This is a genomic window from Curtobacterium sp. PsM8, from assembly GCF_030433875.1.
In the GTDB taxonomy this organism is placed as follows: Bacteria; Actinomycetota; Actinomycetes; order Actinomycetales; family Microbacteriaceae; genus Curtobacterium.
Genome location: NZ_JARUXD010000061.1, coordinates 1 through 21,036, shown reverse-complemented (window position 1 = coordinate 21,036; position 21,036 = coordinate 1). Strand labels below are relative to the sequence as shown.

At 71.4% G+C, this 21,036-nt stretch carries 19 protein-coding genes; 5 read left to right on the top strand and 14 right to left on the bottom strand.

Annotated elements, in window-relative coordinates:
* Positions 1 to 384: 384 nt before the first annotated feature.
* The 3 genes from rlmN to QCD68_RS13445 all read right to left on the bottom strand — a co-directional run bounded on the left by rlmN (position 385) and on the right by QCD68_RS13445 (position 3,536).
* Entirely contained in the window at positions 385 to 1,617 is a 1,233-nt protein-coding gene (gene rlmN / locus QCD68_RS13455) for a 23S rRNA (adenine(2503)-C(2))-methyltransferase RlmN (protein WP_111076492.1), read from the bottom strand.
* A gap of 142 nt (positions 1,618 to 1,759) precedes the next feature.
* Positions 1,760 to 2,668, bottom strand: a complete 909-nt coding sequence (locus QCD68_RS13450; protein ID WP_111076493.1) for a C40 family peptidase — start codon at positions 2,666 to 2,668, stop codon at positions 1,760 to 1,762.
* Between the two features lie 130 nt (positions 2,669 to 2,798).
* On the bottom strand, positions 2,799 to 3,536 hold the full coding sequence (locus QCD68_RS13445) for a pyridoxamine 5'-phosphate oxidase family protein (protein WP_301223366.1): 738 nt from the start codon (positions 3,534 to 3,536) through the stop codon (positions 2,799 to 2,801).
* A 57-nt stretch (positions 3,537 to 3,593) separates the two neighbouring features.
* Between QCD68_RS13445 and pdxR the strand changes: the two genes are divergently transcribed.
* Positions 3,594 to 5,150 carry a MocR-like pyridoxine biosynthesis transcription factor PdxR gene (pdxR, locus tag QCD68_RS13440; protein WP_301223365.1) on the top strand — a complete coding sequence of 519 codons (1,557 nt, stop codon included), beginning with the start codon at positions 3,594 to 3,596 and terminating at the stop codon, positions 5,148 to 5,150.
* A gap of 57 nt (positions 5,151 to 5,207) precedes the next feature.
* Here the strand turns inward: pdxR and QCD68_RS13435 are convergent, their stop codons facing one another.
* Together QCD68_RS13435 and rimK are read right to left on the bottom strand one after the other, a co-directional pair.
* On the bottom strand, positions 5,208 to 5,375 hold the full coding sequence (locus QCD68_RS13435) for a hypothetical protein (RefSeq protein ID WP_301223364.1): 168 nt from the start codon (positions 5,373 to 5,375) through the stop codon (positions 5,208 to 5,210).
* Positions 5,376 to 5,572: 197 nt separating this feature from the next.
* A complete protein-coding gene (rimK, locus tag QCD68_RS13430; RefSeq protein WP_111075518.1) occupies positions 5,573 to 6,763 on the bottom strand; it encodes a 30S ribosomal protein S6--L-glutamate ligase in 1,191 nt (396 codons plus the stop codon).
* An 18-nt stretch (positions 6,764 to 6,781) separates the two neighbouring features.
* Between rimK and QCD68_RS13425 the strand changes: the two genes are divergently transcribed.
* Positions 6,782 to 7,282 (top strand): ATP-dependent zinc protease family protein, encoded by a 501-nt coding sequence (locus QCD68_RS13425; protein ID WP_111075419.1) that lies wholly within the window; start codon positions 6,782 to 6,784, stop codon positions 7,280 to 7,282.
* Positions 7,283 to 7,378: 96 nt separating this feature from the next.
* Here the strand turns inward: QCD68_RS13425 and QCD68_RS13420 are convergent, their stop codons facing one another.
* The 4 genes from QCD68_RS13420 to QCD68_RS13405 are packed head-to-tail and all read right to left on the bottom strand — an operon-like array spanning position 7,379 to position 12,720.
* Complete coding sequence (locus tag QCD68_RS13420) at positions 7,379 to 8,722, bottom strand: ABC transporter substrate-binding protein (protein ID WP_253462412.1); 1,344 nt, start codon at positions 8,720 to 8,722, stop codon at positions 7,379 to 7,381.
* A 49-nt stretch (positions 8,723 to 8,771) separates the two neighbouring features.
* Complete coding sequence (locus QCD68_RS13415; RefSeq protein WP_441005189.1) at positions 8,772 to 9,731, bottom strand: carbohydrate ABC transporter permease; 960 nt, start codon at positions 9,729 to 9,731, stop codon at positions 8,772 to 8,774.
* Entirely contained in the window at positions 9,728 to 10,660 is a 933-nt protein-coding gene (locus QCD68_RS13410) for a carbohydrate ABC transporter permease (RefSeq protein WP_253462409.1), read from the bottom strand. The genes QCD68_RS13415 and QCD68_RS13410 overlap by 4 nt, the downstream gene beginning before the upstream one ends.
* Entirely contained in the window at positions 10,657 to 12,720 is a 2,064-nt protein-coding gene (locus QCD68_RS13405) for a beta-galactosidase (protein WP_441005188.1), read from the bottom strand. The genes QCD68_RS13410 and QCD68_RS13405 overlap by 4 nt, the downstream gene beginning before the upstream one ends.
* Before the next feature lie 246 nt (positions 12,721 to 12,966).
* On the opposite strand from QCD68_RS13405, the gene QCD68_RS13400 reads away from it, so the two are divergent.
* Complete coding sequence (locus QCD68_RS13400; RefSeq protein WP_301223363.1) at positions 12,967 to 13,989, top strand: LacI family DNA-binding transcriptional regulator; 1,023 nt, start codon at positions 12,967 to 12,969, stop codon at positions 13,987 to 13,989.
* 493 nt (positions 13,990 to 14,482) lie between these two features.
* Positions 14,483 to 14,947 (top strand): MarR family winged helix-turn-helix transcriptional regulator, encoded by a 465-nt coding sequence (locus QCD68_RS13395; protein ID WP_301223362.1) that lies wholly within the window; start codon positions 14,483 to 14,485, stop codon positions 14,945 to 14,947.
* Between the two features lie 27 nt (positions 14,948 to 14,974).
* Here QCD68_RS13395 and QCD68_RS13390 read toward each other — a convergent pair whose 3' ends face one another.
* Together QCD68_RS13390 and QCD68_RS13385 are read right to left on the bottom strand one after the other, a co-directional pair.
* Positions 14,975 to 15,628, bottom strand: coding sequence for a DUF3592 domain-containing protein (locus QCD68_RS13390; RefSeq protein ID WP_301223361.1), 654 nt, complete (start codon positions 15,626 to 15,628; stop codon positions 14,975 to 14,977).
* Positions 15,625 to 16,401 (bottom strand): hypothetical protein, encoded by a 777-nt coding sequence (locus QCD68_RS13385; RefSeq protein ID WP_301223360.1) that lies wholly within the window; start codon positions 16,399 to 16,401, stop codon positions 15,625 to 15,627. The genes QCD68_RS13390 and QCD68_RS13385 overlap by 4 nt, the downstream gene beginning before the upstream one ends.
* Before the next feature lie 149 nt (positions 16,402 to 16,550).
* Between QCD68_RS13385 and QCD68_RS13380 the strand changes: the two genes are divergently transcribed.
* Entirely contained in the window at positions 16,551 to 17,777 is a 1,227-nt protein-coding gene (locus QCD68_RS13380; RefSeq protein ID WP_301223359.1) for an MFS transporter, read from the top strand.
* Positions 17,778 to 17,844: 67 nt separating this feature from the next.
* Here QCD68_RS13380 and QCD68_RS13375 read toward each other — a convergent pair whose 3' ends face one another.
* The 3 genes from QCD68_RS13375 to QCD68_RS13365 are packed head-to-tail and all read right to left on the bottom strand — an operon-like array spanning position 17,845 to position 20,892.
* A complete protein-coding gene (locus QCD68_RS13375) occupies positions 17,845 to 19,155 on the bottom strand; it encodes a family 1 glycosylhydrolase (RefSeq protein WP_301223358.1) in 1,311 nt (436 codons plus the stop codon).
* Entirely contained in the window at positions 19,152 to 20,069 is a 918-nt protein-coding gene (locus QCD68_RS13370) for a carbohydrate ABC transporter permease (protein WP_301223357.1), read from the bottom strand. Before QCD68_RS13370 ends, QCD68_RS13375 begins: the two co-directional genes overlap by 4 nt.
* Positions 20,059 to 20,892 carry a carbohydrate ABC transporter permease gene (locus QCD68_RS13365; RefSeq protein ID WP_166780105.1) on the bottom strand — a complete coding sequence of 278 codons (834 nt, stop codon included), beginning with the start codon at positions 20,890 to 20,892 and terminating at the stop codon, positions 20,059 to 20,061. Before QCD68_RS13365 ends, QCD68_RS13370 begins: the two co-directional genes overlap by 11 nt.
* Between the last annotated feature and the right edge of the window lie 144 nt (positions 20,893 to 21,036).

The following is a 21,036-nucleotide window of genomic DNA, read 5'->3' as shown; positions in this document are numbered from 1 at the left end:
GCATTGACAATGTGCACGCTGTTGAGTTCTCAAGGACCAGACGCACTCCCCACTCAACACCGAGATGGTGTCTCGCCAGAGAGGCTGGTTCGTTGCCCGGGGAAGATCGGAGCCAGACTGCATCTTCCAGGTCAGTGACCCGGTCAGTGTCTCGGCCGTTCCGTTCTCCGCCTCAGCGGCAACGAGTGATTACTTTACGCACGGGTGAACGGCAGCGCCAAGCCAGCACGCCGCCCGGGCGTGTCGCGGCGGTGTGCCCGAATGGGCGGCTGCGCTGCCTGCCCCGGGAACGACGGGAGGCGCAGTGCTGACTCGCACTGCGCCTCCCGGCAGACCGGTCGTCGACGCGACCGGCGTGGTCGAACGGACGACCGTGGACCGACGTCAGTCGGCCGCGGCCAACTGCCCGCACGCGCCGTCGATCTCCTTGCCGCGGGTGTCGCGGAGGGTCGTCGGGATGCCCGCAGCGTTGAGTCGCCGGACGAACTCGTCCTGCACGTGCACCTCGGACGAGGTCCACACGGAGCCGGGCGTCGGGTTCAGCGGGATGGGGTTCACGTGCACCCAGCCCTTGCCACGCTTGTTGAGCTTCTCCGCCAGCAGGTCCGCGCGCCAGGCGTGGTCGTTCATGTCCTTGATGAGCGCGTACTCGATCGACACCCGTCGCCCGGTCTTGACGTAGTAGTTGTGGGCGGCGTCGATCGCTTCGTCGGCCTTCCACTTCGAGTTCACCGGGATCATCTCGTCACGCAGTTCGTCGTCCGGCGCGTGCAGCGAGAGCGCGAAGGTGAGCGGGATCCCCTCGTCGGCGAGCTTGAGCATCGCGGGCACCAGGCCCACGGTCGACACGGTGATGCCGCGGGCACTCATCCCGAGGCCGTTCGGCTGCGGAGCGACCATCAACCGCACGGCGTCCATCACACGCTTGTAGTTCGCGAGCGGCTCCCCCATGCCCATGAACACGATGTTCGTCACCCGCTCGGCGTCGACACGGTCCTGCCCGCCCTTGCGCGGGTCGCCCCCGAGCTCACCGGCAGCGATCGCGGCGTTGGCCTGCACGATCTGGTCGATGATCTCGGCCGTCGACATGTTGCGGGTCAAGCCCGCCTGCCCGGTCGCGCAGAAGGGGCAGTTCATGCCGCATCCGGCCTGCGACGAGACGCAGAGCGTGATGCGCCCCGGGTACCGCATGAGCACCGACTCGACCAGGGCACCGTCGTGCAGCTTCCAGAGGAACTTGATCGTGTCGCCCTTGTCGGTCTCGAGACGACGGGTCTCGGTGAGCAGGGGCGGCAGCAGCCCGGCGACGAGTTCGTCGCGCTGGGCCGCCGGCAGGTCCGTCATCTTGGCCGGGTCGGACGTGTAGTGCGTGAAGTAGTGGGTGGCGAGCTGCTTGGCGCGGAACCCGGGCAGACCGAGTTCCTTCACCTTGGCTTCGCGCTCGTCCACCGTCAGGTCCGCCAGGTGCACCGGCGGCTTGCCCCGCTTCGGGGACGCGAACTGCAGCAGCGGCCGACCATCGGTCCCGGTCGCCTGCTGCCATCCTTCGGTGCGCGGGCGCACCTGCGGGCGGGCAGAGCGCTGCTCCTCGAACGGTGTGCGGGTGTCGGTGGCCATCACTCCAGCTTACGGGAGGCTCGCAACCCCTCGGGCGCACCGGTCCGGCCCGTCACGGGTCACCAGCCGCCGGACCCGGGTCCTGCTCGCGGGTGCGGGTCAGGTCGCGGTGCGGGGCCGGTCGGTGCGCTGCGGTCGTGGCTCAGACGCCGGCGGGCAGGAGGCGTGCGAAGTGGTGCGCGGCGGGGTACATCGGGACGATGTCGACGACCTCGCCCGGGTGCGGTGCCTGCAGCACGAGTCCCTGGCCGAGGTACAGGCCGACGTGGTCGTCGTTGTCGTAGACGACCATGTCGCCGGGCAGCGCCTCGGACTCGGGCACGGTCGTGGCGACGGCGTCCTGCGTCGGGACGTAGTGGGCGAGCTGGATGCCGACCGCCTGGTACGCCACCATCGTCAGCCCGGAGCAGTCGATGCCCGCGTGGCTGGCACCGCCCTCGACGTACGGGTCGCCGAGGTACTGCAGCGCCGTCTGGAGCACGGTGGCGCGGTCGCCGCCGGCCGAGAGCGCAGCGGACAGCGCCGACTTCGCCTGGGTCTCGGTCACGCCGAAGCGGAGCACGAGGGTCGGGTAGGACACGATCGAGGTCGTCGTCACGCCGTCGGAGGAGACGATCGGCACCTGGACGTCGTGGGCGACCGTGTAGGTCTGCAGCGCCAGGGACGTCGTGGTGGTGGTCGTCGGAGCGGGGGCGGCCGTCGCGGCCTCGGCCGGGATCGACAGCGACAGGGTCGAGGTGATCGCGAGCGCCGGGGCGATGAGCAGCGCGGCACGCTTGGCGTTCGCGGCCCGGCGGATGTGACGCGGGTCGGCGGCACGCTCGGCCCGGATGGCGGCGTTCCGCGAGACGAACGCGCTCGTCGCCGGTCGGACCGGACGAGCCGGAGCGAGGGCGACCACGCGGGCCGGGCGCTGGTGCTCGACGAAGGTGGTGCGGGCCACGGCGGGACCGGAGGCGGAGCGGCGGCCTCGTGCGCGGGGTGCGGCAGGCGGCGGGACGGGTGCGGCTCGACGGGCTTCGTCGAGGGCGGGCAGAGCGTGGCGTCCCATGGTTCCTTCCGGGTCCGAGCCGTCCTTCTGGAGCGGCGGCTCGGGAAGATAACGTATTGGTCACGAACCTGATCCCGCCTGGAGAACCGGGCCTCGTTCCTGCAGCCCGTCACAGACTCGCCGAGTGGCGTCACATGGCGGCGGCGAGTCGGGCCTCCCGTCCGTCGGCGGCCGCGTCAAGCCGGGCGGCGAGCGCGACCACGGCGTCGTCGACCGGTGTCGCTGCGGCCGCGGCGAGCGCTCCGGGCACCGGAGCACCGGCCCGGAGTGCGACAGGCAGGACGCCGGCCCAGACGGTGCGGTCCTCGCCGTCGTCGGGCGACTCCCCCACACCGGCGGCGCGGACCTTGACGCTGGCGGCGTCGAGCGGGAGTTGCAGGACCTGGGTCTGGCGGACCTCCTTGGCGGTCGTCTCGCGCACCTCGGCCCGGCGGCCGGGCATGAGGTGGTCCGAGACCTGGCGGAGTGCGTCGGCCCGTCGCTCGGCCGGCACGACGGTCGCCCGTCCGGCGATCATCGCGCTGCGGTAGTTCGCCGAGCTGTCGAAGGTCGAGCGGGCGAAGACGATGCCGTCGAGGTGGGTGATGGTCGCCGAGACGGGGACGCCCGCCGCGCCGGCGTCGAGGAAGAGGCCGCCGCCGGTCGAGCCGTGCAGCAGCAGGACGGGGCCGGCGCCGAGGTCGCCGACGCCGTAGAGGAACGGCAGCACGATCGGGAAGCCGTCGCGGACCAGGCCGACGTGGGCGACGAAGCCCTCGGCGAGGACCTGGCGGAGGGCCTCGGGGTCGGTCTGCTGGCGGTCGCGGAGCCGTCGCACGGTCAGGGCGGGCAGGGCTGGCAGGGCTGGCAGGGTCTCGTCGGTGGGCACGGTCCGACGTTAGGGTCAGCACTGGATCAGCACGTAGACCAGATCGGGGCCGTTGGAATGGACCAGTCGAGCAAGGTGGCCGCGGTGGTCGCACGCATCCGCGGACTGGTGCACGAGGGGACACTCGGTACGGACGACCCGCTGCCGTCGACGCGTGCACTGGCGGTCGAGCTCGGGGTGGCACGCGGGACGGTGGTGGCGGCGTACGAGCAGCTCGACGGCGAGGGCTACATCCGGACGCGGCACGGCGCGACGGCCCGGGTGGTCGGGGGTGCGGCTGGCGGCAGGTCCGGGGACGTCGGGGGCGGCCCGGTAGCGCGCGCGGGCAGCGAGGCGGGGGTGGGGCGCGCCTCCCGGCCGGCGCCGGCACCGACACCGGCGCACGCGCCTGCGCCGGCGCACGTGCCGGTGCCGGTCCTCGACTGCCGGCCGGGGATCCCCGCCGTCACCGCGATCAGTCCTCGCGACTGGCGAGCGGCGTGGCGAGCGGCCGCCGACGCACCGCTCCGGAACGGGCTGTCGGACCCGCTGGGCCTCCCGGCGCTGCGGGAGCAGGTCGTGGTGCAGCTCGGGCTGGCGCGCGGCTTCACGCCCGCGGTGTCCGACGTCGTGGTCGCTGCGGGGACCTCGGAGGCGCTGTCACTGCTCGTCGAGGCGCTCCGGGCCCGGCTCGGCCGTCCGCCACGCATCGCGGTCGAGGACCCCGGCTACCGCTCGGGCCACCGGGCGCTGACGAGCGCGGGCGCGGAACTGGTCGCCGTGCCGGTCGGGCCGGACGGCATCGACCTGGCGGTCCTCGCGGGGACCTTGGCTGACGCGGTCGTCGTCTCGCCGACGCACCAGTACCCGCTCGGGTCCGTGATGCCGGTCGGGCAGCGCCGGGCACTCCTGGCCCGTGCCGCGTCCGTCGGGATGGTCGTCGTCGAGGACGACTACGACTCCGAGTTCCGACACCGCGGCACACCCGTTCCCGCGCTGGCGGCGCTCGACACCGACGGGGTGGTCGTGCACCTCGGCGGGTTCTCGAAGACCCTCGACCCGCGGCTGCGCTGCGCGTACCTCGTGCTGCCCCGGGCGGCTGGACCACTGCACGACGCGGTCGTCGCCGCGAGGACCGCCCGCGGGGCCGTCGTCGCGGAGCCCGTGCAGGTCGCGGTGGCGCACCTGCTCCGCACCGGAGCGTTCCGGCGGCACCTCGGCCGGGTCCGGCGGGACTACACGCACCGGCGTGAGCAGATCGCGCGCCGGCTGACGGACAGCGGGGTCCCCGGCCTGGAGGCTCGCGCCCTCACCGGTGGGCTGCACGCGGTCCTGACGTGGCCGGGTCCGGCGACCGGTGCGGCCGTTCCGACCGGCACCGAGGTGGTGGCCCGGGTGGCGTCATCCGGGGTCCTCGTGGCGGACCTGGCGGACTACGAGGTCGAGCGGGGACGCTCCGGGCCGGGCGTGGTCCTCGGGTACGGCGCGGTGACGCTGCCGGAGCTCGACCGGGCGCTCGACGTGGTGTTCGCGGCGATCCGCGAGCCGGCGGCCGCGACGCTCGTCGTTCCGGGGCCGGCCGTTCCGGGGCCGGCCGATTCGGGGGCGGCCGATTCGGGGCCGTTGGTTCCCTGACGGGGTGGGTGCAGCCTCCCGGCCGTCACGGATGACGTCCGGGACGCACGCCGCCCGTCATCGTCGCCGCGTGCGCTCCGTGGCGCCGGAGCACCAGAGGTCGTCCAGCGACGGGACGGGAATGTCCGTTGGGACCGCCCATCCGCGTCGGGCGGCCTTGCGGGCCGAGCGGTAGGTGGTGACGTGGATCGGCTCCACGTCGTGGTTCGATTCGTACGTCGTCATGGCGTGCTCCCTGTTCACGGCGCCCACCGTCCGCTGGCGTTGTCCGACCCCGGGATCACGGGGCCCGGACGGCCCGCGGACTGCGGAACGCGAGACGAACTCTCTTCTTGGGCGGGACGCTACGTGACGTCGGAGGCGCGCGGGTGCACTGCGCCGGAAGACAGCGCCATGCGGACGAACGCGTGGGAGGGACCCGATCAGCTGTCGGGCAGCGAGTCCTTCGGCAGCTTCCGCAGCTTCGTCCGACGACGACGGCGGTCCGGGATCATCGACCGCATCTCCTCGAGCTTGCCGAAGCAGAGCAGACGGTCGCCGGGCTCGAGCACGACCCCGCTGCGGGGGTTCGGGATGACCGACGTCCCACGGTGCAGGGTCAGCACGGTGATGTCGCGGTCCCAGAGCCCGGAGTCCTTGATCGTCTTGCCGACCAGGTCCGCGTTGGTGTGCACGAGCAGCTCCGCGACGCCGTACCCGGTCGAGACGCTGAGGCGCTGGCGGACGTCGATCTCCGGGAATGCCACCTGGTTCGCGATGAAGTCGATGATCGCGCCGGCGACGTCGAGCCCGGTCGCGCGTTCGATGCCTTCGAGGCCCGGGGAGGAGTTGACCTCCATGACGAGCGGTCCGTCGTTGCCCTCGAGCATGTCGACGCCCGCGACCCGGAGGCCCATGATCTGCGCCGAGCGGACCGCCGCCTCTTCGTACTCCGGCGTCAGCGTGACCTGCTCGACCGTGCCGCCGCGGTGCACGTTCGACCGGAACTCGTCACCCGAGGCCGACCGTCGCATCGCCGCGACCACCCGGTCCCCCACCACCAGCGCGCGGATGTCCTTGCCGCGGCTCTCCGAGATGAAGCTCTGGATGAGCACGTTCTGCTTGGTGGAGTGCAGGGTCTCGACGATGGACTCGGCGACCTTCGCCTCCGGGGCCAGGATCACGCCGATGCCCTGCGTGCCCTCGAGCAGCTTGATGACCACGGGGGCGCCACCGACCCGTTCGATCGCGCCCCGGACGTCCGCACGGCTGCTGACGAACGTCGTCGCGGGCATGCCGATGTCGTGGCGGGACAGGATCTGGTTGGCGCGGAGCTTGTCGCGCGAGTTCGTGATGCCGTTCGCCGTGTTCGGCGTGTAGACGTCCATCTGCTCGAACTGCCGCACCACCGCGGTGCCGTAGTAGGTGATCGAGTTGCCGATGCGCGGCAGGACGGCGTCGTAGTCGGAGAGCAGCTTGCCGCGGTACTGCAGGTCCGGCTGCTCGCCGGTCAGGTCGATCGCGAAGCGGAGGGTGTTCAGCACCTTGACGGTGTGACCGCGCTCGGCTGCAGCGGTCCGGAGACGCTGCGTCGAGTACGCGTGGGGAGCGCGCGACAGGATGGCGAGTTTCATCACTGCCAAGATAGGGCCATGGCCGAGCCCGCGAAGCGCCCCGACAGCGGGAAGTCCGCGTCCCGTGTGCCGATCGTCGCGGGCTGGCGCGAGTGGGCGGCGCTGCCGGACATCGGCATCCCGTGGATCAAGGTCAAGCTCGACACCGGCGCCCGCAGTTCCGCCCTGCACGCCTTCGACGTCGAGGAGCTGCCCGGCGGCCGCGTGCGGTTCTCGGTGCACCCCTGGCAGGACTCCGACGTCGACCCGCAGACGGTCGAGTGCGACGTCCACGACCGCCGGGTGATCCGCAGTTCGAGCGGTCACACGCAGGAGCGGATCGTCGTGCTCATGTCGATCGAGCTCGCCGGCCGGACGGTCATGGCCGAGGTGACGCTGAGCAACCGCGACCAGATGGGCTTCCGGATGCTCGTCGGCCGCGAGGCGCTGCGGCAGGGCTTCGTCGTGGACCCGGCGCGGTCGTTCATGGCGGGGCGGGCGCCGAAGGCCGTGCGGCGACGCAACCGCGGCCGGAGCTGACGCGCGGCGGCGAGCTGCCGGACCACACGAGGACGGGCCCCGGAGCACCTGCGTGAGCAGATCCTCCAGGGCCCGTCCCCGTTCGTGCCGGCTGCGTTACTTCTTGACCGGGATCGACTGCGCCTCGAGCGCCGCGATCGTCTTGGTCTGACCGGACTTCAGCGCGTCGAGCAGGGTCCCGTTGCCGGAAGCCGCGCTGCCGAAGCCGTCCGAGACGTCCGCGTAGGTCTGCGTCATCGTCGGGCCCCAGGTGAAGGGCTGGATGTCCTTCGCGGCGTCGGCGAACTGCTCGTAGATCTTCTGGTTGCCGTAGAACTCCAGGCCCTTGGTGAGCGCGGGCAGCTCGGCACCGGTGCTCGATGCCGGGTAGAGGTTCGCGACCTCGTTGAGCTGCGAGAGCGCCTCGGTCGAGGTGTTCAGCCAGGTGAGGAACTGCGCGGCCTCGGCGGGGTGCTTGCTGCCGGAGAAGACGACGTTCGAGGAGCCACCCCAGGCAGCCGAGGCGCTGTCGCCCGACTTCCACTGCGGCATCGGGGCGACGGCCCACTTGCCGGAGGTCGAGGGTGCACCGGACGAGATGGTGTTGGCACCCCAGACCGCGGAGACCCAGGTCCAGTCCTGGCCGCTGTCGTAGGCGTTGTTCCACTGGTCGGTGAAGCTCGGCAGGGTGTTCACGAGCTTCTTGTCGATGAGGTCCTGCCAGTAGTCGGCGACCTTCTTCGAAGCGGTGTCGGTCAGGTTGACGTTCCAGTCCTGTCCGCTGTTCTTGAACCACTGGCCGCCGGCCTGCGAGACGAGCCCGGCGAACTGGTTGACGTCACCCTTGGCGAAGTTGGTGATGTTGCCGCCCATCGCCTTGATCTTGACGGCGTCCTCGGCGTACTCGGCCCAGGTCTTCGGGGCGTCGAGCCCGGCCTTCTCGAACAGGTCCTTGCGGTAGTACAGCGCCATCGGACCCGAGTCCTGCGGGATCGCGTACACCGAGTTGTCCTCGCCGAACGTGACCTGGTTCCAGAGGCCGGCGGAGAAGTCCTTCTTCACGTCGCTGACGCCCTTGCACGCGGCGATGTTCTCGAGGCCGCCCTGCACGCGGAACGCCGGCAGCGAGTCGTACTCGACCTGGCCGATGTCCGGCGCCTGCTTGGCCTTCAGCTGGTTGAAGAAGTTCTGGTAGGTACCGCTGTTGCCGTTGGCGACGATGGAGACCTTGACCTGGATGTCCGGGTGCTCCTTGTTCCAGACCGCGACGACCTTGTCCATGTTCGGGACCCAGGTGGTGAAGTCGAGCGTGACCTTGCCGCCGGACGGTTTGCAGCTCGACGCGGCGGAGTCGGACGACCCGCCACCGGAGCTGCTGCCACCGCCGGAGCTGCAGCCGGCGAGGGCCACGGTCGCGGCGAGCGCGACGGCGGCGGCACTGAGGAACTTCGTTGTCTTCATGCTGTTTCCGTTCGGGTGGAGATGAGGTGCGGGAGGGGAAGAGAGCGGGTCACTTGAGGCCGCCGGAGCCGAGCCCCGAGCGCCAGAACCGCTGCAGGCTGAGGAACGCGACGAGCAGCGGGATGATCGACACGAACGACCCGATGAGCACCATGGTCCGGAGGTCCGGGTACTGGTTCACGCTCGAGTTCCACGTGTAGAGGCCGAGGGTGACGGGGAACAGCGACGAGTCGCGGAGCATCACGAGCGGCAGGAAGAAGTTGTTCCAGATGGCGACGAACTGGAAGAGGAAGATCGTCACGAGGGCCGGGGACATCAGGCGGACGGCGACGGTGAAGAACGTCCGGACCTCGCCGGAGCCGTCGATGCGCGCCGCTTCGATGATCTCGTCCGGGACGCTCGACGCCGCGAACAACCGCGACAGGTAGACGCCGAACGGGCTGACGATGCTCGGCAGGAACACCGACCAGAACGTGTCGGTCAGGTCGACCTGGCTGAAGATGAGGAACAGCGGCAGGGCGAGCGCGGTCGCCGGCACGAGGACGCCGCCGAGGAACACGTTGAACAGTGCCTCGCGGCCGCGGAACCGGTACTTGGCGAGCGCGTACCCGCACATCGCCGACAACACGGTGCCGATGAGCCCGGCGACGCCGGCGTAGGCGATGCTGTTGAGCATCCACCGCAGGTAGATGCCGTCCTGTCGGGTGAACAGCTCCCCGAGGTTGGTGATGGTGTCCTGGATCGCGGTGGCACTGAACCAGAGCGGCGCGGTCGAGTTGAAGTTCGAGACGGTCTTCGTCGACGACACCAGCAGCCAGAAGATCGGCAGCAGGAAGTAGAGGGTGAAGACGCCCATGACGAGCATCGCGGCGCTGCGCGAGATGACGCTCTCGCGGGGACCGCGCGTGCCGTCCGGTCGTCCGCTGGTCGGACGGGAGGCCCGGCGTGCGTCCGCCGCGCTCGTTGCGTCGCGCTTCGCGTCGCGTCGGGAGGGTGCGTTGACGCTCACGAGGCGTCCTTCCGCTGGGTCAGTCGGAGGAACCCGATCGACAGGATGAAGGTGGCGACGGCGAGGACCACCGAGAACGCCGCCGCGAGGTTGAAGTTCGGCACCGACGAGGTCGAGTACACGAGCATGTTCGGCGTGAAGGTCGACGAGATCGTCGAGGTGAACTGCCGGAACACGGTCGGTTCGGTGAGCAGCTGCAGGGTGCCGATCACGGAGAACACCGCGGTGAGGATGATCGCCGGGACCACCATCGGGATCTTGATCGAGACGGCGATCCGGAACTGCGAGGCGCCGTCGAGCTTCGCGGCCTCGTAGATCTCGGTCGGGATCGCGAGCAGCGACGAGTAGATGATGAGCATGTTGTAGCCGACGTAGACCCAGGTGACGACGTTGGCGACGGCCCAGAGGACGGTGCCGCTGCCGAGCAGGTCGACCTTCGAGGTGACGGCGGAGAACGGCGACAGGTCGGGGGCGTACAGGTAGCCCCACATGATCGCGGCGATGACACCGGGGACGGCGTAGGGCGCGAAGAACGCCAGGCGGAAGAACCGCTTGCCGCGGAGCAGGGGCGAGTCGAGCAGCAGGGCGAACACGAGCGCCAGGCCGAGCATCACCGGGACCTGCACGACGCCGAACAGCAGCACGCGGAGGACCGAGCCCCAGAAGACGTCGTTCTGGAACACCAGGACGTACTGGGTGAGGCCGCCGAACACCTGCGTGGGGGCGCCGAACGTGCCCTGGCGTTCGATCTTCTGCAGCGACTGCCACACCGCGTAGAGGATCGGCACGAGGTAGAACGCGGTGAAGAGCACCGCGAACGGCACGACGAAGACCGCGATGGCGCGGCGGTAGCGGGAGCCGCCGCCGGCCGGACGCTTGGCCGGGTGCGGCCGGGTGGCCGTCCGGCGTCGCTGGGTGGTGGTGGTCATGAGCGCTTCCTGTCCGTGCGGATGATCTGGGTACCGCCGGGCTCGATCGCGGTGGCGCCCGCGACGGCCTGGTCGGTGACGAGCTCGTGGCCCGCCTCGTGGTGCTGCACGGTCCGGTCCGAGTGGTTGAGCAGGAAGACCCACTCGTGCTCGTCGTCGCGGCGGCGGACGACCTCGAGGCCGGGCGCGTTCGCCGGGTCGCCGTGCACGCCGGCGTCGTCGAGGACCTTCTGTACGAGGGAGCGCAGCGACGCGTCGTCGACGACGGTGGAGAGGTACCAGGCGGACCCGGCTCCGTGGTCGTTCCGGGTGACCGCGGGCCGGCCGGCGAGCGGGCCGCTGGCGTAGTGGACGACGCTCTCGGCGTCGACCAGTTCGACCGGCTCGGACCAGGTGGTCGCGGTCCCGCCGTCGGAGAGTTCGACGACGTCGCCCTCGCCGAGCGGCTGGAACTCGTCCACCCGGATGCCGAGCATCTCGCGGAAGGCGCCCGGGTAGCCGCCGGTGCGGACCCGGTCCAGCTCGTCGACGATCCCGCTGAAGAAGGTGACGAGCGCGTGCCCGCCCCGCTCGACGTGGTCGGCGATGACGGCGGCGTGCTCGTCGCGCACCAGGTACAGCTCGGGGACGATGACGACCGGGTGGCCGTCGAGCGGAGCGCCGGGCGCGACCACGTCGACCGTGACGCCGAGGTCCCACAGTGCGGTGTAGAGCGCGTGGACCTGTTCCAGGTAGCGGACCGCGGTGGTGGGATGGGCCTCCAGGTCGGCCGCCCACTGGTTCTCCCAGCTGAACACGAGCGCGACGTCGGCGGTGACCCGCGAGCCGCGGAGTTCGCCGAGGCGATCGACGAGCGCGCCGAGCGCGACCACTTCGCGCCAGCCCTGCGAGTCGGTGCCGGCGTGCGGTAGCAGGGCGGAGTGGAACTTCTCGGAGCCCTGCACGGAGGCGCGCCACTGGAAGAAGCAGACGCCGTCGGCTCCGCGGGCGATGTGTGCCGCGGTGTTGCGGAGCATCTCCCCCGGCGCCTTGGCGAGGTTGCGCGGCTGCCAGTTCACGGCGCCGGTCGAGTGCTCCATGAGCAGCCAGGGGGCGCCACCGGCCAGGCCTCGGGTGGTGTCGGCGGCGAAGGAGAGCTCGACGTTCGGCCGGGGCAGGCGGTTGTCGAGGTAGTGGTCGTTGGCGATGACGTCCATGTCGCCGGTCCAGGACCAGTAGTCCATCGCGGTGATGTGGGCGGCGACCATGAAGTTCGTCGTGACGGGCTTGGTGCTGTGCTTGCGGATGACGGCGGTCTCGGCGCGGTGGTGCTCGAGGAGCGTGTCCGAGGAGAACCGGTCGAAGTCGATCTGCTGCGCGGGGTTGCCGGTCGACAGGGTCAGGCGGGGCGGCAGGACCTCGTCGAACGAGCCGTAGCGCTGGCTCCAGAAGGCGGTGCCCCAGGCGGTGTTGAGCGCCTCGATGCTGCCGTGGCGGGCACGGAGCCAGGTGCGGAACGCGTCGGCGGAGACATCACACCAGCAGCGGGCGTTGTGGCAGCCGAGCTCGTTCGAGACGTGCCACAGGCGGACGGCCGGGTGGTCGCCGTACCGGGCGGCGGTGGCCTCGACCAGGGCCAGGGCGTACCGGCGGTAGACCGGGGACGCCGGGCAGAACGCCTGGCGGCCGCCGGGGAAGCGCGTGGTGCCGTCGACCGCGACGGGCAGGACCTCGGGGTGCAGGGTGGTGAGCCAGGCGGGGGTGGAGGCGGTCCCGGTGCCCAGGTCGACCGCGATGCCCGCGCCGTGCAGCAGGTCGATGACGGTGTCGAGCGCGGTGAAGTCGTACTCCCCCGGTCGCGGTTCGACCTGCGACCAGCCGAAGACGTTGATCGCGACGATCGTGACGCCGGCTTCGCGCATCAGGCGGACGTCCTCGACCCAGGTGGCGTGGTCCCACTGCTCGGGGTTGTAGTCGCAGCCGAACGCCAGGCCGGTCGAGCCGAGACCGAGGGCGCTGTCGGCCGGGTCGACGGCGGCAGCCGGTGCGTCGCCGACCGGTGCGGGCAGGGTGGTGGTCACGGGGGTCCTCGTCGATCGGGGCCCGTCGGCGCCTCGGTCGGTTCGACCCCTTCGGCGGTGAAGGACCCAGCATGTGTGGGAGCGGTCCCAGACTGCTGCGGACGGGTTGCGCCGCGGCGTTCTGGGAGCGATCCCAGGACGGTGTCGAAATCGCTGTCGAAATCCGTTCTGGGAGCGATCCCAGATACAACACGACTCGGGCCGCCGTGTCAACACCGCGGCCCGACGCGCCACTACAGTGGCGGCATGTCCGAGGTCAGAACAGCGCGCCGACGCGCCACGATCCAGGACATCGCCGACGCGGCCGGGCTCTCCCGCGGGACGGTCTCACGGGTCCTCAACGACGAGCAGTACGTCTCCGACGCCGCTCGCGAAGCCGTGCAGGACGCCATCCGCCGCGTCGGGTACGTCCGCAGTGCCGCCGCCCGCAGCCTGGTCACCCGCCGCTCCGGCGCGATCGCGCTCATCGTGCACGAGCCGTCGGTCGTGGTCCTCGACGACCCGAACATCGGCAACATCCTCATCGGCACCAACAGCGTCCTGTCCGAGGCGGAGCAGCAGCTCGTCACGATCATGGTCGACTCGGCGCGGGACAGCCACCGCGTCGTCGAGTACCTGCGCGGCGGGTTCGTCGACGGCGCCATCGTGCTCTCCGCCCGCGACGACGACCCCATCACGAAGGCGATCGTCGAGATCGGCCTGCCCGCCTGCTTCGTCGGACACCCGCCCGACGCGGCCGCGATCTCGTGGATCGGCATCGACAACCGCGACGCCGCCGAACAGATCACACGCCGGCTCGTCGACACCGGACGGAAGCGCATCGCGATGCTCGCCTCCGGGCTCGACCGCGACTCCGGGCAGGACCGACTGGCCGGGTTCGCGTCGGCACTCGGCGACCGGTACGACCCGGACCTCGTCGCCCGGAACCCCCTGTTCAGCTACACCGCCGGCGCCGAGGGCATGCGCGAACTACTCGACCGTGCGCCCGACATCGACGGGGTGTTCGCCGCGTCGGACGCCGTCGCCGCCGGGGCGATGGACCTGCTGCAGCGTCGGGGCAAGCGCGTTCCGGAGGACATCGGCATCGTCGGGTTCGACGACAGCGCCTGGGCCCTGCGCTGCGATCCCGAGCTCTCCACCGTCCGCCAGCCCGCACGGACACTCGGCGAGCAGGCGGCACGGCAGGTGCTCGAGCAGATCGCAGAGCCGTCGACCGAGCCGCGCGGGCTGGTGCTGCCGACCGAGGTGGTCTGGCGCGGCTCGGCCTGACGCGGGTGTCGCTGCGGGGCGGTGGTGTCGTGCGCGAGACGGCTGTGTCTGTTCGAGACGCCTGCGTCTGTCTGAGACGCCGACGTCTGTCCGAGACGCCGGCGTCTGCCCGAGACGCCTCCGAACGGCCGAGACGCCCCGGAGTTCGGCGGCGTCTCAGTGCCCGAGCGGCGTCTCGATGCGTGAGGGGCGCCTCAGCCTGACGGTGGTGTCGTGCGCGAGACGCCGGCGTCGCGTCGAGGCGCCCCCGAACGCTTGAGACGCCCCAGAGTTCGGCGGCGTCTCGGCCGGACGGGGGCGTCTCAGTGCTCGGGCGGCGTCTCGGCCGGACGGCGGCGCCTCGCGACCCGCGCGGCGTCTGGACACGCGCGTCGCCCGGTCACTCCCCCGCGCACCGGGTACCGCGACTCGATCGGCGCCCCGAGCGTGGCGCGCACCTGCCGAATGACGGCGGCTGCTCGGGCTGTCCTGATCGCCAGGGCAGGATGGACGCATGTCTGACGCAGCTCCCGAGGGGATCGACGAACTGCTCGCAGCCTCGCGCGGACTCCTCGGAGTCGTCGCCCGGTCCCTGGCCCCGGCGCTCGAGGACGTCACGGTCCCGCAGTTCCGCTTGATCGTCCTCGTCACCACCCTCGGCCCGACCCGCTCCGGCGACCTGGCCGACCGGCTCGCCGTCGGGCCCTCCACGCTGACCCGCATCGTCGACCGGCTGGTCGCGGACGGCTGGGTCGAACGACTGCCGAGCAGCGAGAGCCGGCGGGAGGTCCTGGTCGGCCCGACGGACCAGGGGCGCGCGCTCGTCACCGACGTGATGGATCGCCGACGCACCGAGATCGTCGGACTGCTCGCGAGCCTCCCGGACGAGGACCGGGCCAGCGTCTTCGCCGGCGCCGCGGTCCTCCGTCGTGCCATGCACGAGCCGCTGCTCGAGCAGATCTCGGCGTTCGGCGGCTGAGCCGGGTCCGCACGGATCCGACCCTGCTCAGCCGAGTCGGGCCTTCTCCCGCGCCGCACGCGCACGCGCCGCCTGCCGGGCCGCCTTCGCCCCACGCCGCTGCAGCCTCGGGTCGTGCCGCCGACGGTGCACGACGGCCGGGATGCCGATGCCGAGGAAGACCACGCTGCCGATCGCGATCCCCACGGACAGGTGCAGCCGGCCGTCGACGTGCTCGCGCGCAGCGTCCGATGCCAGCACGACCGAGTCGCGGTCGCCCGGGTCGACGAGCACCGCGAACCGCTGCCCGCGGTGGAAGGTGTCCTCGTCCCTCGAGGAATATCGCCCGAGCTCGGTGCTGCTGGTCTGGCCGTCGACGGTCTGCTGGGTCGTCGGGATCCACTCGTCCCAAGTGCTGTGCCGACGGTGGTGGTGTTCCTTCCGGACGCTCACCACCTCGGCGGTCGTGCGCACCCCGACGCGGTGCAGTTCCACGTTCTGGTCGTGGGCCCGGACCGCGGGGCCGAGGCCGAACAGCGTGACGAGGAGGCACGCTGCGCCGAGGTACACCGACAGGTTCGGGACGAACTGCCACACCCCGGCTCCGAAGCGACGCCAGGTGAACGGCGCCTCCGGCCGACCAGGACGTCGACGACGAGCGGGCCGCCGTCCGGGCTCGCCGGGGCGTCCGAGTCGGGTCATGCCCGGGTCTCCGGCCGCGTTCCCGGTTCGGAGAGAGACCTGGCCCCCGGCTCCGCGTCGGCGAGCGCGTCAGCCGACACCGCGTGCCGCCGCAGGCCCCGTCGGCGCACGACGAGCAGCAGGACGACGACGGCCAGGAGCACCGGCAGCACCGGGACCGGCGGGAACGAGGACGAATCCCCCGCGGCGAGTCTGGTCAGCAGGAAGAACGGCCCGGTCGACAGCGCTGACGAGACGAGGGCGACCACGACCCAGCCCCACACGACCAGGCGCGTCAGCCGACGGTCGCGGGCCGCGAAGTCGTTCGAGGCGTAGTGCGGCGCCGGTCGTCGGAGCGCCCGGCCCGCGAGGGTCAGCACGAAGGCCAGGACGACGCCGAACATCAGCACCGCCCAGACGATGCCGCCGGGCCCGAAGCTCAGTCCGAGCCCGAGACTCAGGCCCGCCCCGATCGACAGCGGGACGCACACGAGGGCGACCGCGAGGTGCACGAGCCGCCGGGCCGGGCCATCGACCAGCAGACCGAGTCCGGCGAGGACGGTCGCGACTGGGACACCGCCGAAGACCAGTGCCAGCACCGCCTGGCCGACGGGTTCCGGCAGTCGCAGGAGTTGTCCGAACGGCAGGCTCAGGAGCGCTGCGTCCGCCACGACGACGGCGACCAGGACGATCGTCGCGAACACCCAGGACCCCGCACCGGGTTCGGCGGACGGGTCGGCTACCCGCGCCCCGTTGTGCTCCTCGTCCGACCACGGCGCTGCTGAACCCGTCATGTGTTCCCCCTGTCCCCTCCTGCCATCCTGCCCACCGCGGCCGGTGCTGTCCGGGAGGCCCGCCGCGGCCGGGCGCGCTCGGACCGGACACGAACCGGTAGCGACCGTCACACCGGAATGGACAGCACCGGCCCGCGCTTGTGGCGTCCATGACCTCACCAGCGGATCGACACGGATGGCTCAGCGTCCTGTCGGTCGCCCTCGGCTCGTTCGTCCTCGTGCTCTCGGAGTTCCTGCCCGTCGGGCTCCTGCCCGCCATCGCCGACGACCTACACGTCGGCATCGGCACGGCCGGCCTGATGGTCGTCTTCACCGGCCTGACCGGCGCGGTCGCCGCCCCGGTCGTGACCGTCGCCACGTCGCGGCTCGACCGGCGAACCGTCCTGCTCGCGCTGACGGTGCTGCTCGTGGTCGCCGACGCGCTGGCCGCACTGGCCCCGACGTTCTGGGTCCTCCTCGTCGCGCGCATGCTGCTCGGGGTCGGCATCGGCGGCTTCTGGGCGATCGGCGCCGGCATCGCGGGCCGGCTGGTCGCGCCGGCGTCGGTCATCCGGGCCACCTCGCTGATCACGGCCGGCGTCTCGGTGGCGACGGTGGTGAGCCTGCCGCTCGGGGCCTTCGTGTCCTCGCTCGCCAGCTGGCGGCTGGCGTTCGTCATCGGCGGCGGGCTCGGCGTCGTCGCCCTCGTGCTGCAGCTCGCCATGCTGCCGAGCATCCCGTCGGTGCAGCGGGTGCGGTTCGCCACGCTCGGCGGACTGCTCCGGGTACAGCGTGCGCGCGTCGGGCTGATCGCGACGGCGTTCCTGTTCGTCGCGTACACCTACGTCGCGCCGTACCTGCAGGAGTCGGTGCGCGTCGGCCCGGACACCGTCACGCTGGCCTTGCTCGTGTTCGGTGTCGCCGGCATCGCGGGCAACTTCGTCGCGGGCGTGACGCTGAGCCGGAACGTCCTCGGCACGATCGGGGTGTCGAAGGTCGTCCTCGCCGCCGCCGTCGTCCTGCTGCCCCTGGCGGCGCACTCGGTCGTCGGGGTGTTCGCCCTGCTCGTCGTGTGGGGCTTCGTCTGGGGCGCCCTGCCGCTCGGGACCCAGACGTGGATGTCGACCGCGTCGCCGGGCGGGTCGGAGAGCGGCCTGGCACTGTTCGTCACGACCATCCAGCTGGCGATCGCGGCCGGGTCCGTGGTCGGCGGCCTGGCCGTCACGGGCTTCGGGCTCGCGGCCGACTTCTGGTTCGCCGGTGCGGTCGCGGTCATCGGGGCGGTCGTGCTCCTGTTGCTCGGCTCGCGACGGTCGAGCGCCGTCCCCGAGGTCGCCGCCGCACCGGCGACCGGATCGGTCGCGACGGGATCGGTCGCGACCGCAGCGGCGGACTGACCGGCCCGACCACACGGCGGACGGGAGGCACGCACCGGTCGGGTGACGCGCCTCCCGTCCGCCGACGCTAGTGACGGGCGACGCTCGTCGCCGTCGCGAGCGCGCGGAAGGCCGCCGCAGCCGCGGTCTCGACCCGGTCGAGCGTGCCGTCCGCTCGCTCCTCGAGTCGGACCAACCCCATCCGCCGGAGGAACGGCGCCTTCGGTCCCCCGGCGTGCAGCCGGGCGGCGAGGACCTCGGGGGCGACCGCGAACTCCTCGACGTTCACCCCGCCCGAGGCGTACGACCAGTCGACGAAGTCGAAGACCGGCCACCAGGTCCAGCCGCGGACATCGACCCCGGCGTCGGCGAGCGCCGTGACGGCGGCGGACGCGTCCTGCACCCAACGGGAGCGGAGGTCGTCGTCGCCCTCGATCGACGTCTCGGTGACGAGCATCGGCAACCCGTACCGCTCGGCGAAGCCCGTCAGCGACTCGACGAGTCCGGCCGTCCACCGGTCGTGAGCGTGCTGCACGGTGCCGTCCGGGCCGGGTTCGAGTCGGCGCGGTGAGAGGTCCGGGTAGTAGTTCACGCCGAGCAGGTCGAGTGTGACGGCGCCGTCGACCAGTGCGGTGAGCCCGGCCGTCGTCGCGCCGTGCTCGAGCAGCCAACGGTAGGAGCGGTGGTCGGGGTCGACGCGGCCGAGCACCAGATCGGTCGGGACGGTGCCGAGTTCGGTGAGGAGTGCTGCCTCGGCCCCGAGCGCGGGGTCGTCGGTGCTGAACATCGATGTCGCCTCGACGTGCACGATCGTGGCGTCGGGGTTGGCGGACCGGACGGCGGCGACGCTCTGCTGCATGCCCCGGGCGATGCCGAGGACGACCGCGGTCCAGCCGTCCCACCCGGTCAGGGCCGGCGGCCACACCCCGCGGAGGCCCGCGAAGGACGCCGTGGTGATCGGCTCGTTGAGCGGTGTGACGTGGTCGACGACACCCCGGTACCGGGCGGCGAAGGCCCCGGCGAAGGAGGCGATCGCGTCGGGGTAGGCGGGGTCGGCGAACGAGTCGCCGAGCCAGGTCGGGGTGCCGTAGTGCACCAGGTCCGCGATCACGGTGAGCCCGAGTCCGGCCGCGTACGCCAGGCGTTCGTCGAGGACGGCCCAGTCGAACACCCCGGGTGCCAGGTGCACGCGCGGCCAGTCGACCCCGTACCGCAGGGCGGTCGCGCCGAGGGAGCGGACGAGGTCCAGGTCCGAGCGCCAGGCGGTGTCGTGCCCGGTGAGCTCGTGCTCGTCGAGCGGTGCCATCGCGAAGCGTTCGGGTGGGTGCACGCAGGTGTCCTCGATGCCGGCGATCCAGGTGAACGTCCCGGCGCGGAACACACCGCCCGCGGCCGTCACTTCAGCCCCGTGGTGGCGACGCCGGCGACGAAGTACTTCTGCGCGAAGAAGAACCCGAGGGCGATGGGCACGAGCGAGATCACCGCGCCGGCGAGCAGCACGGCGTGGTCGGTCACGTGCGCTCCCCCGAACAGCGTCAGTCCGGCGGGCAGCGTCAACATGTCGTTCGACGTGGTGACGACGAGCGGCCAGAGCAGGTCGTTCCAGAGGGCCATCCCGTTGAGGACGGCGACCGTCGCGATGGCGGGCTTCGCCAGCGGCAGGATCACCTGCCAGTAGATCCGCCAGTGTCCGGCACCGTCGATGCGGGCGGCTTCGTCGAGTTCGACGGGGATGTCGATGAAGAACTGCCGGAACAGGAAGATCCCGAACGCGCTGGTCGCCCGCGGGATGATGAGCCCCTGGTAGGTGTTCAGCCACCCCAGGTGGAACAGCTCCACGAACACCGGGATGAGCGTCACCTGGAACGGCACCATCAGGGTCGCGATGACGAGCACGAACGCCACGTTCCGGCCGACGAACCGCATCCGGGCCAGCGCGTACGCGCACATCGAGTCGAACAGCAGCGTCAGCACCGTGGTGACGATGGTGAACAGGAACGAGTTCGCCAGCAGGCGCAGGAACGGCAGTTGCTGCCAGACCCCGACGTAGCCGTGCAGGGTGATGCTGGTCGGGAACAGGCTGGCCGGGTGGCCGAACAGGTCCGCTTCGGACCGGAACGACCCGCTGACCATCCAGATGAACGGCACGAGGGCGAACACCAGTCCGATGCCGAGGTACACCCACTTCAGGACGGACCCGGTGCGCGCGGTGCCGGTCCGGCGGCCGTGTCGCCGGTCGCGGGCGGGGTCCAGACGGGAGGCACGGGCCGGCTCCGTCAGGGACGGTCGCCGCGTGCGCGCCTCAGTCGACATCGTCGTACCGGAACAGTCGGAGCTGCAGGAGGGAGATGAGCATGATGATCACGAAGAGGACCCAGGAGATCGCCGACGCGTAGCCGGTCTGGTAGTTGACGAACCCGTCGCGGTAGAGCAGGTTCACGAGTGTGTCGGTGTGGAAGACCGGGCCGCCGCCGGTCATCACGTAGACGAGGTCGAACACCTGGAACGACTGGATCGTCAGGATCATCGAGGTGAAGAGCATGGTGGGGCGGATGCTCGGCAGGGTGATCCCCCAGATGGTCTGCCACGTGTTCGCGCCGTCCAGGCGTGCGGCCTCGTACCGTTCGGCGGGCACGCCCTTGAGCCCGGCGACGAACAGGATCATCGCGAAGCCGATGCTCTTCCACACCGAGACGAAGACGATCGTCGGCAGGGCCAGGGACGTCGACTGCAGCCAGGCGACGCTCGGCAGCCCGAGAGCCGCGGTGATCCCGCCGACCAGGCCGATGTCGGGATCGAGCAGGAACTTCCAGACCAGGCCGATCGTCACCAGGGACACGATCGTCGGGAAGAAGAACACCGAGCGGACGATCCGGTTCGCCAGGGTGTCCCGCTGGAGCAGCAGTGCGGCGATGAAGCCGAAGACCACGAGGAGCACGACCGAGACGACGGTGAACTCGAGCGTGATCCGCAGTGCGTTCCAGAACTGTCCGTCGTGGAAGAGCGTGACGTAGTTGCCGAAGCCGACGAACGGCTGGGTCGCGGCGCCCACGGTCCAGTCGAAGAACGAGTAGTACAGCGACCGCAGGATCGGGAAGACCACGAAGGCGCCCAGGATGAGCAGCGACGGGGCCATGAAGAGCCAGGCTGGCTGGAACCGGCGGGTGCGGACCCGGGTGGGGCGCGCCTCCCGTCCGTCCGGGGCGGGGGGGGGGGGGGGGGGCCGGCGCGGGGGGGGGGGGGGGGGGGGGGGGGGGGGGGGGGGGGGGGGGGGGGGGGG

Bases quoted from the DNA above. Each gene is read 5' to 3' on its own strand.
- rlmN (WP_111076492.1), bottom strand. From the start codon at position 1,617: ATGGCCACCGACACCCGCACACCGTTCGAGGAGCAGCGCTCTGCCCGC.
- QCD68_RS13450 (WP_111076493.1), bottom strand. From the start codon at position 2,668: ATGGGACGCCACGCTCTGCCCGCCCTCGACGAAGCCCGTCGAGCCGCA.
- pdxR (WP_301223365.1), top strand. From the start codon at position 3,594: ATGGACCAGTCGAGCAAGGTGGCCGCGGTGGTCGCACGCATCCGCGGA.
- QCD68_RS13435 (WP_301223364.1), bottom strand. From the start codon at position 5,375: ATGACGACGTACGAATCGAACCACGACGTGGAGCCGATCCACGTCACC.
- rimK (WP_111075518.1), bottom strand. From the start codon at position 6,763: ATGAAACTCGCCATCCTGTCGCGCGCTCCCCACGCGTACTCGACGCAG.
- QCD68_RS13425 (WP_111075419.1), top strand. From the start codon at position 6,782: ATGGCCGAGCCCGCGAAGCGCCCCGACAGCGGGAAGTCCGCGTCCCGT.
- QCD68_RS13420 (WP_253462412.1), bottom strand. From the start codon at position 8,722: ATGAAGACAACGAAGTTCCTCAGTGCCGCCGCCGTCGCGCTCGCCGCG.
- QCD68_RS13410 (WP_253462409.1), bottom strand. From the start codon at position 10,660: ATGACCACCACCACCCAGCGACGCCGGACGGCCACCCGGCCGCACCCG.
- QCD68_RS13400 (WP_301223363.1), top strand. From the start codon at position 12,967: ATGTCCGAGGTCAGAACAGCGCGCCGACGCGCCACGATCCAGGACATC.
- QCD68_RS13395 (WP_301223362.1), top strand. From the start codon at position 14,483: ATGTCTGACGCAGCTCCCGAGGGGATCGACGAACTGCTCGCAGCCTCG.
- QCD68_RS13390 (WP_301223361.1), bottom strand. From the start codon at position 15,628: ATGACCCGACTCGGACGCCCCGGCGAGCCCGGACGGCGGCCCGCTCGT.
- QCD68_RS13385 (WP_301223360.1), bottom strand. From the start codon at position 16,401: ATGACGGGTTCAGCAGCGCCGTGGTCGGACGAGGAGCACAACGGGGCG.
- QCD68_RS13380 (WP_301223359.1), top strand. From the start codon at position 16,551: ATGACCTCACCAGCGGATCGACACGGATGGCTCAGCGTCCTGTCGGTC.
- QCD68_RS13370 (WP_301223357.1), bottom strand. From the start codon at position 20,069: ATGTCGACTGAGGCGCGCACGCGGCGACCGTCCCTGACGGAGCCGGCC.
- QCD68_RS13365 (WP_166780105.1), bottom strand. From the start codon at position 20,892: ATGGCCCCGTCGCTGCTCATCCTGGGCGCCTTCGTGGTCTTCCCGATC.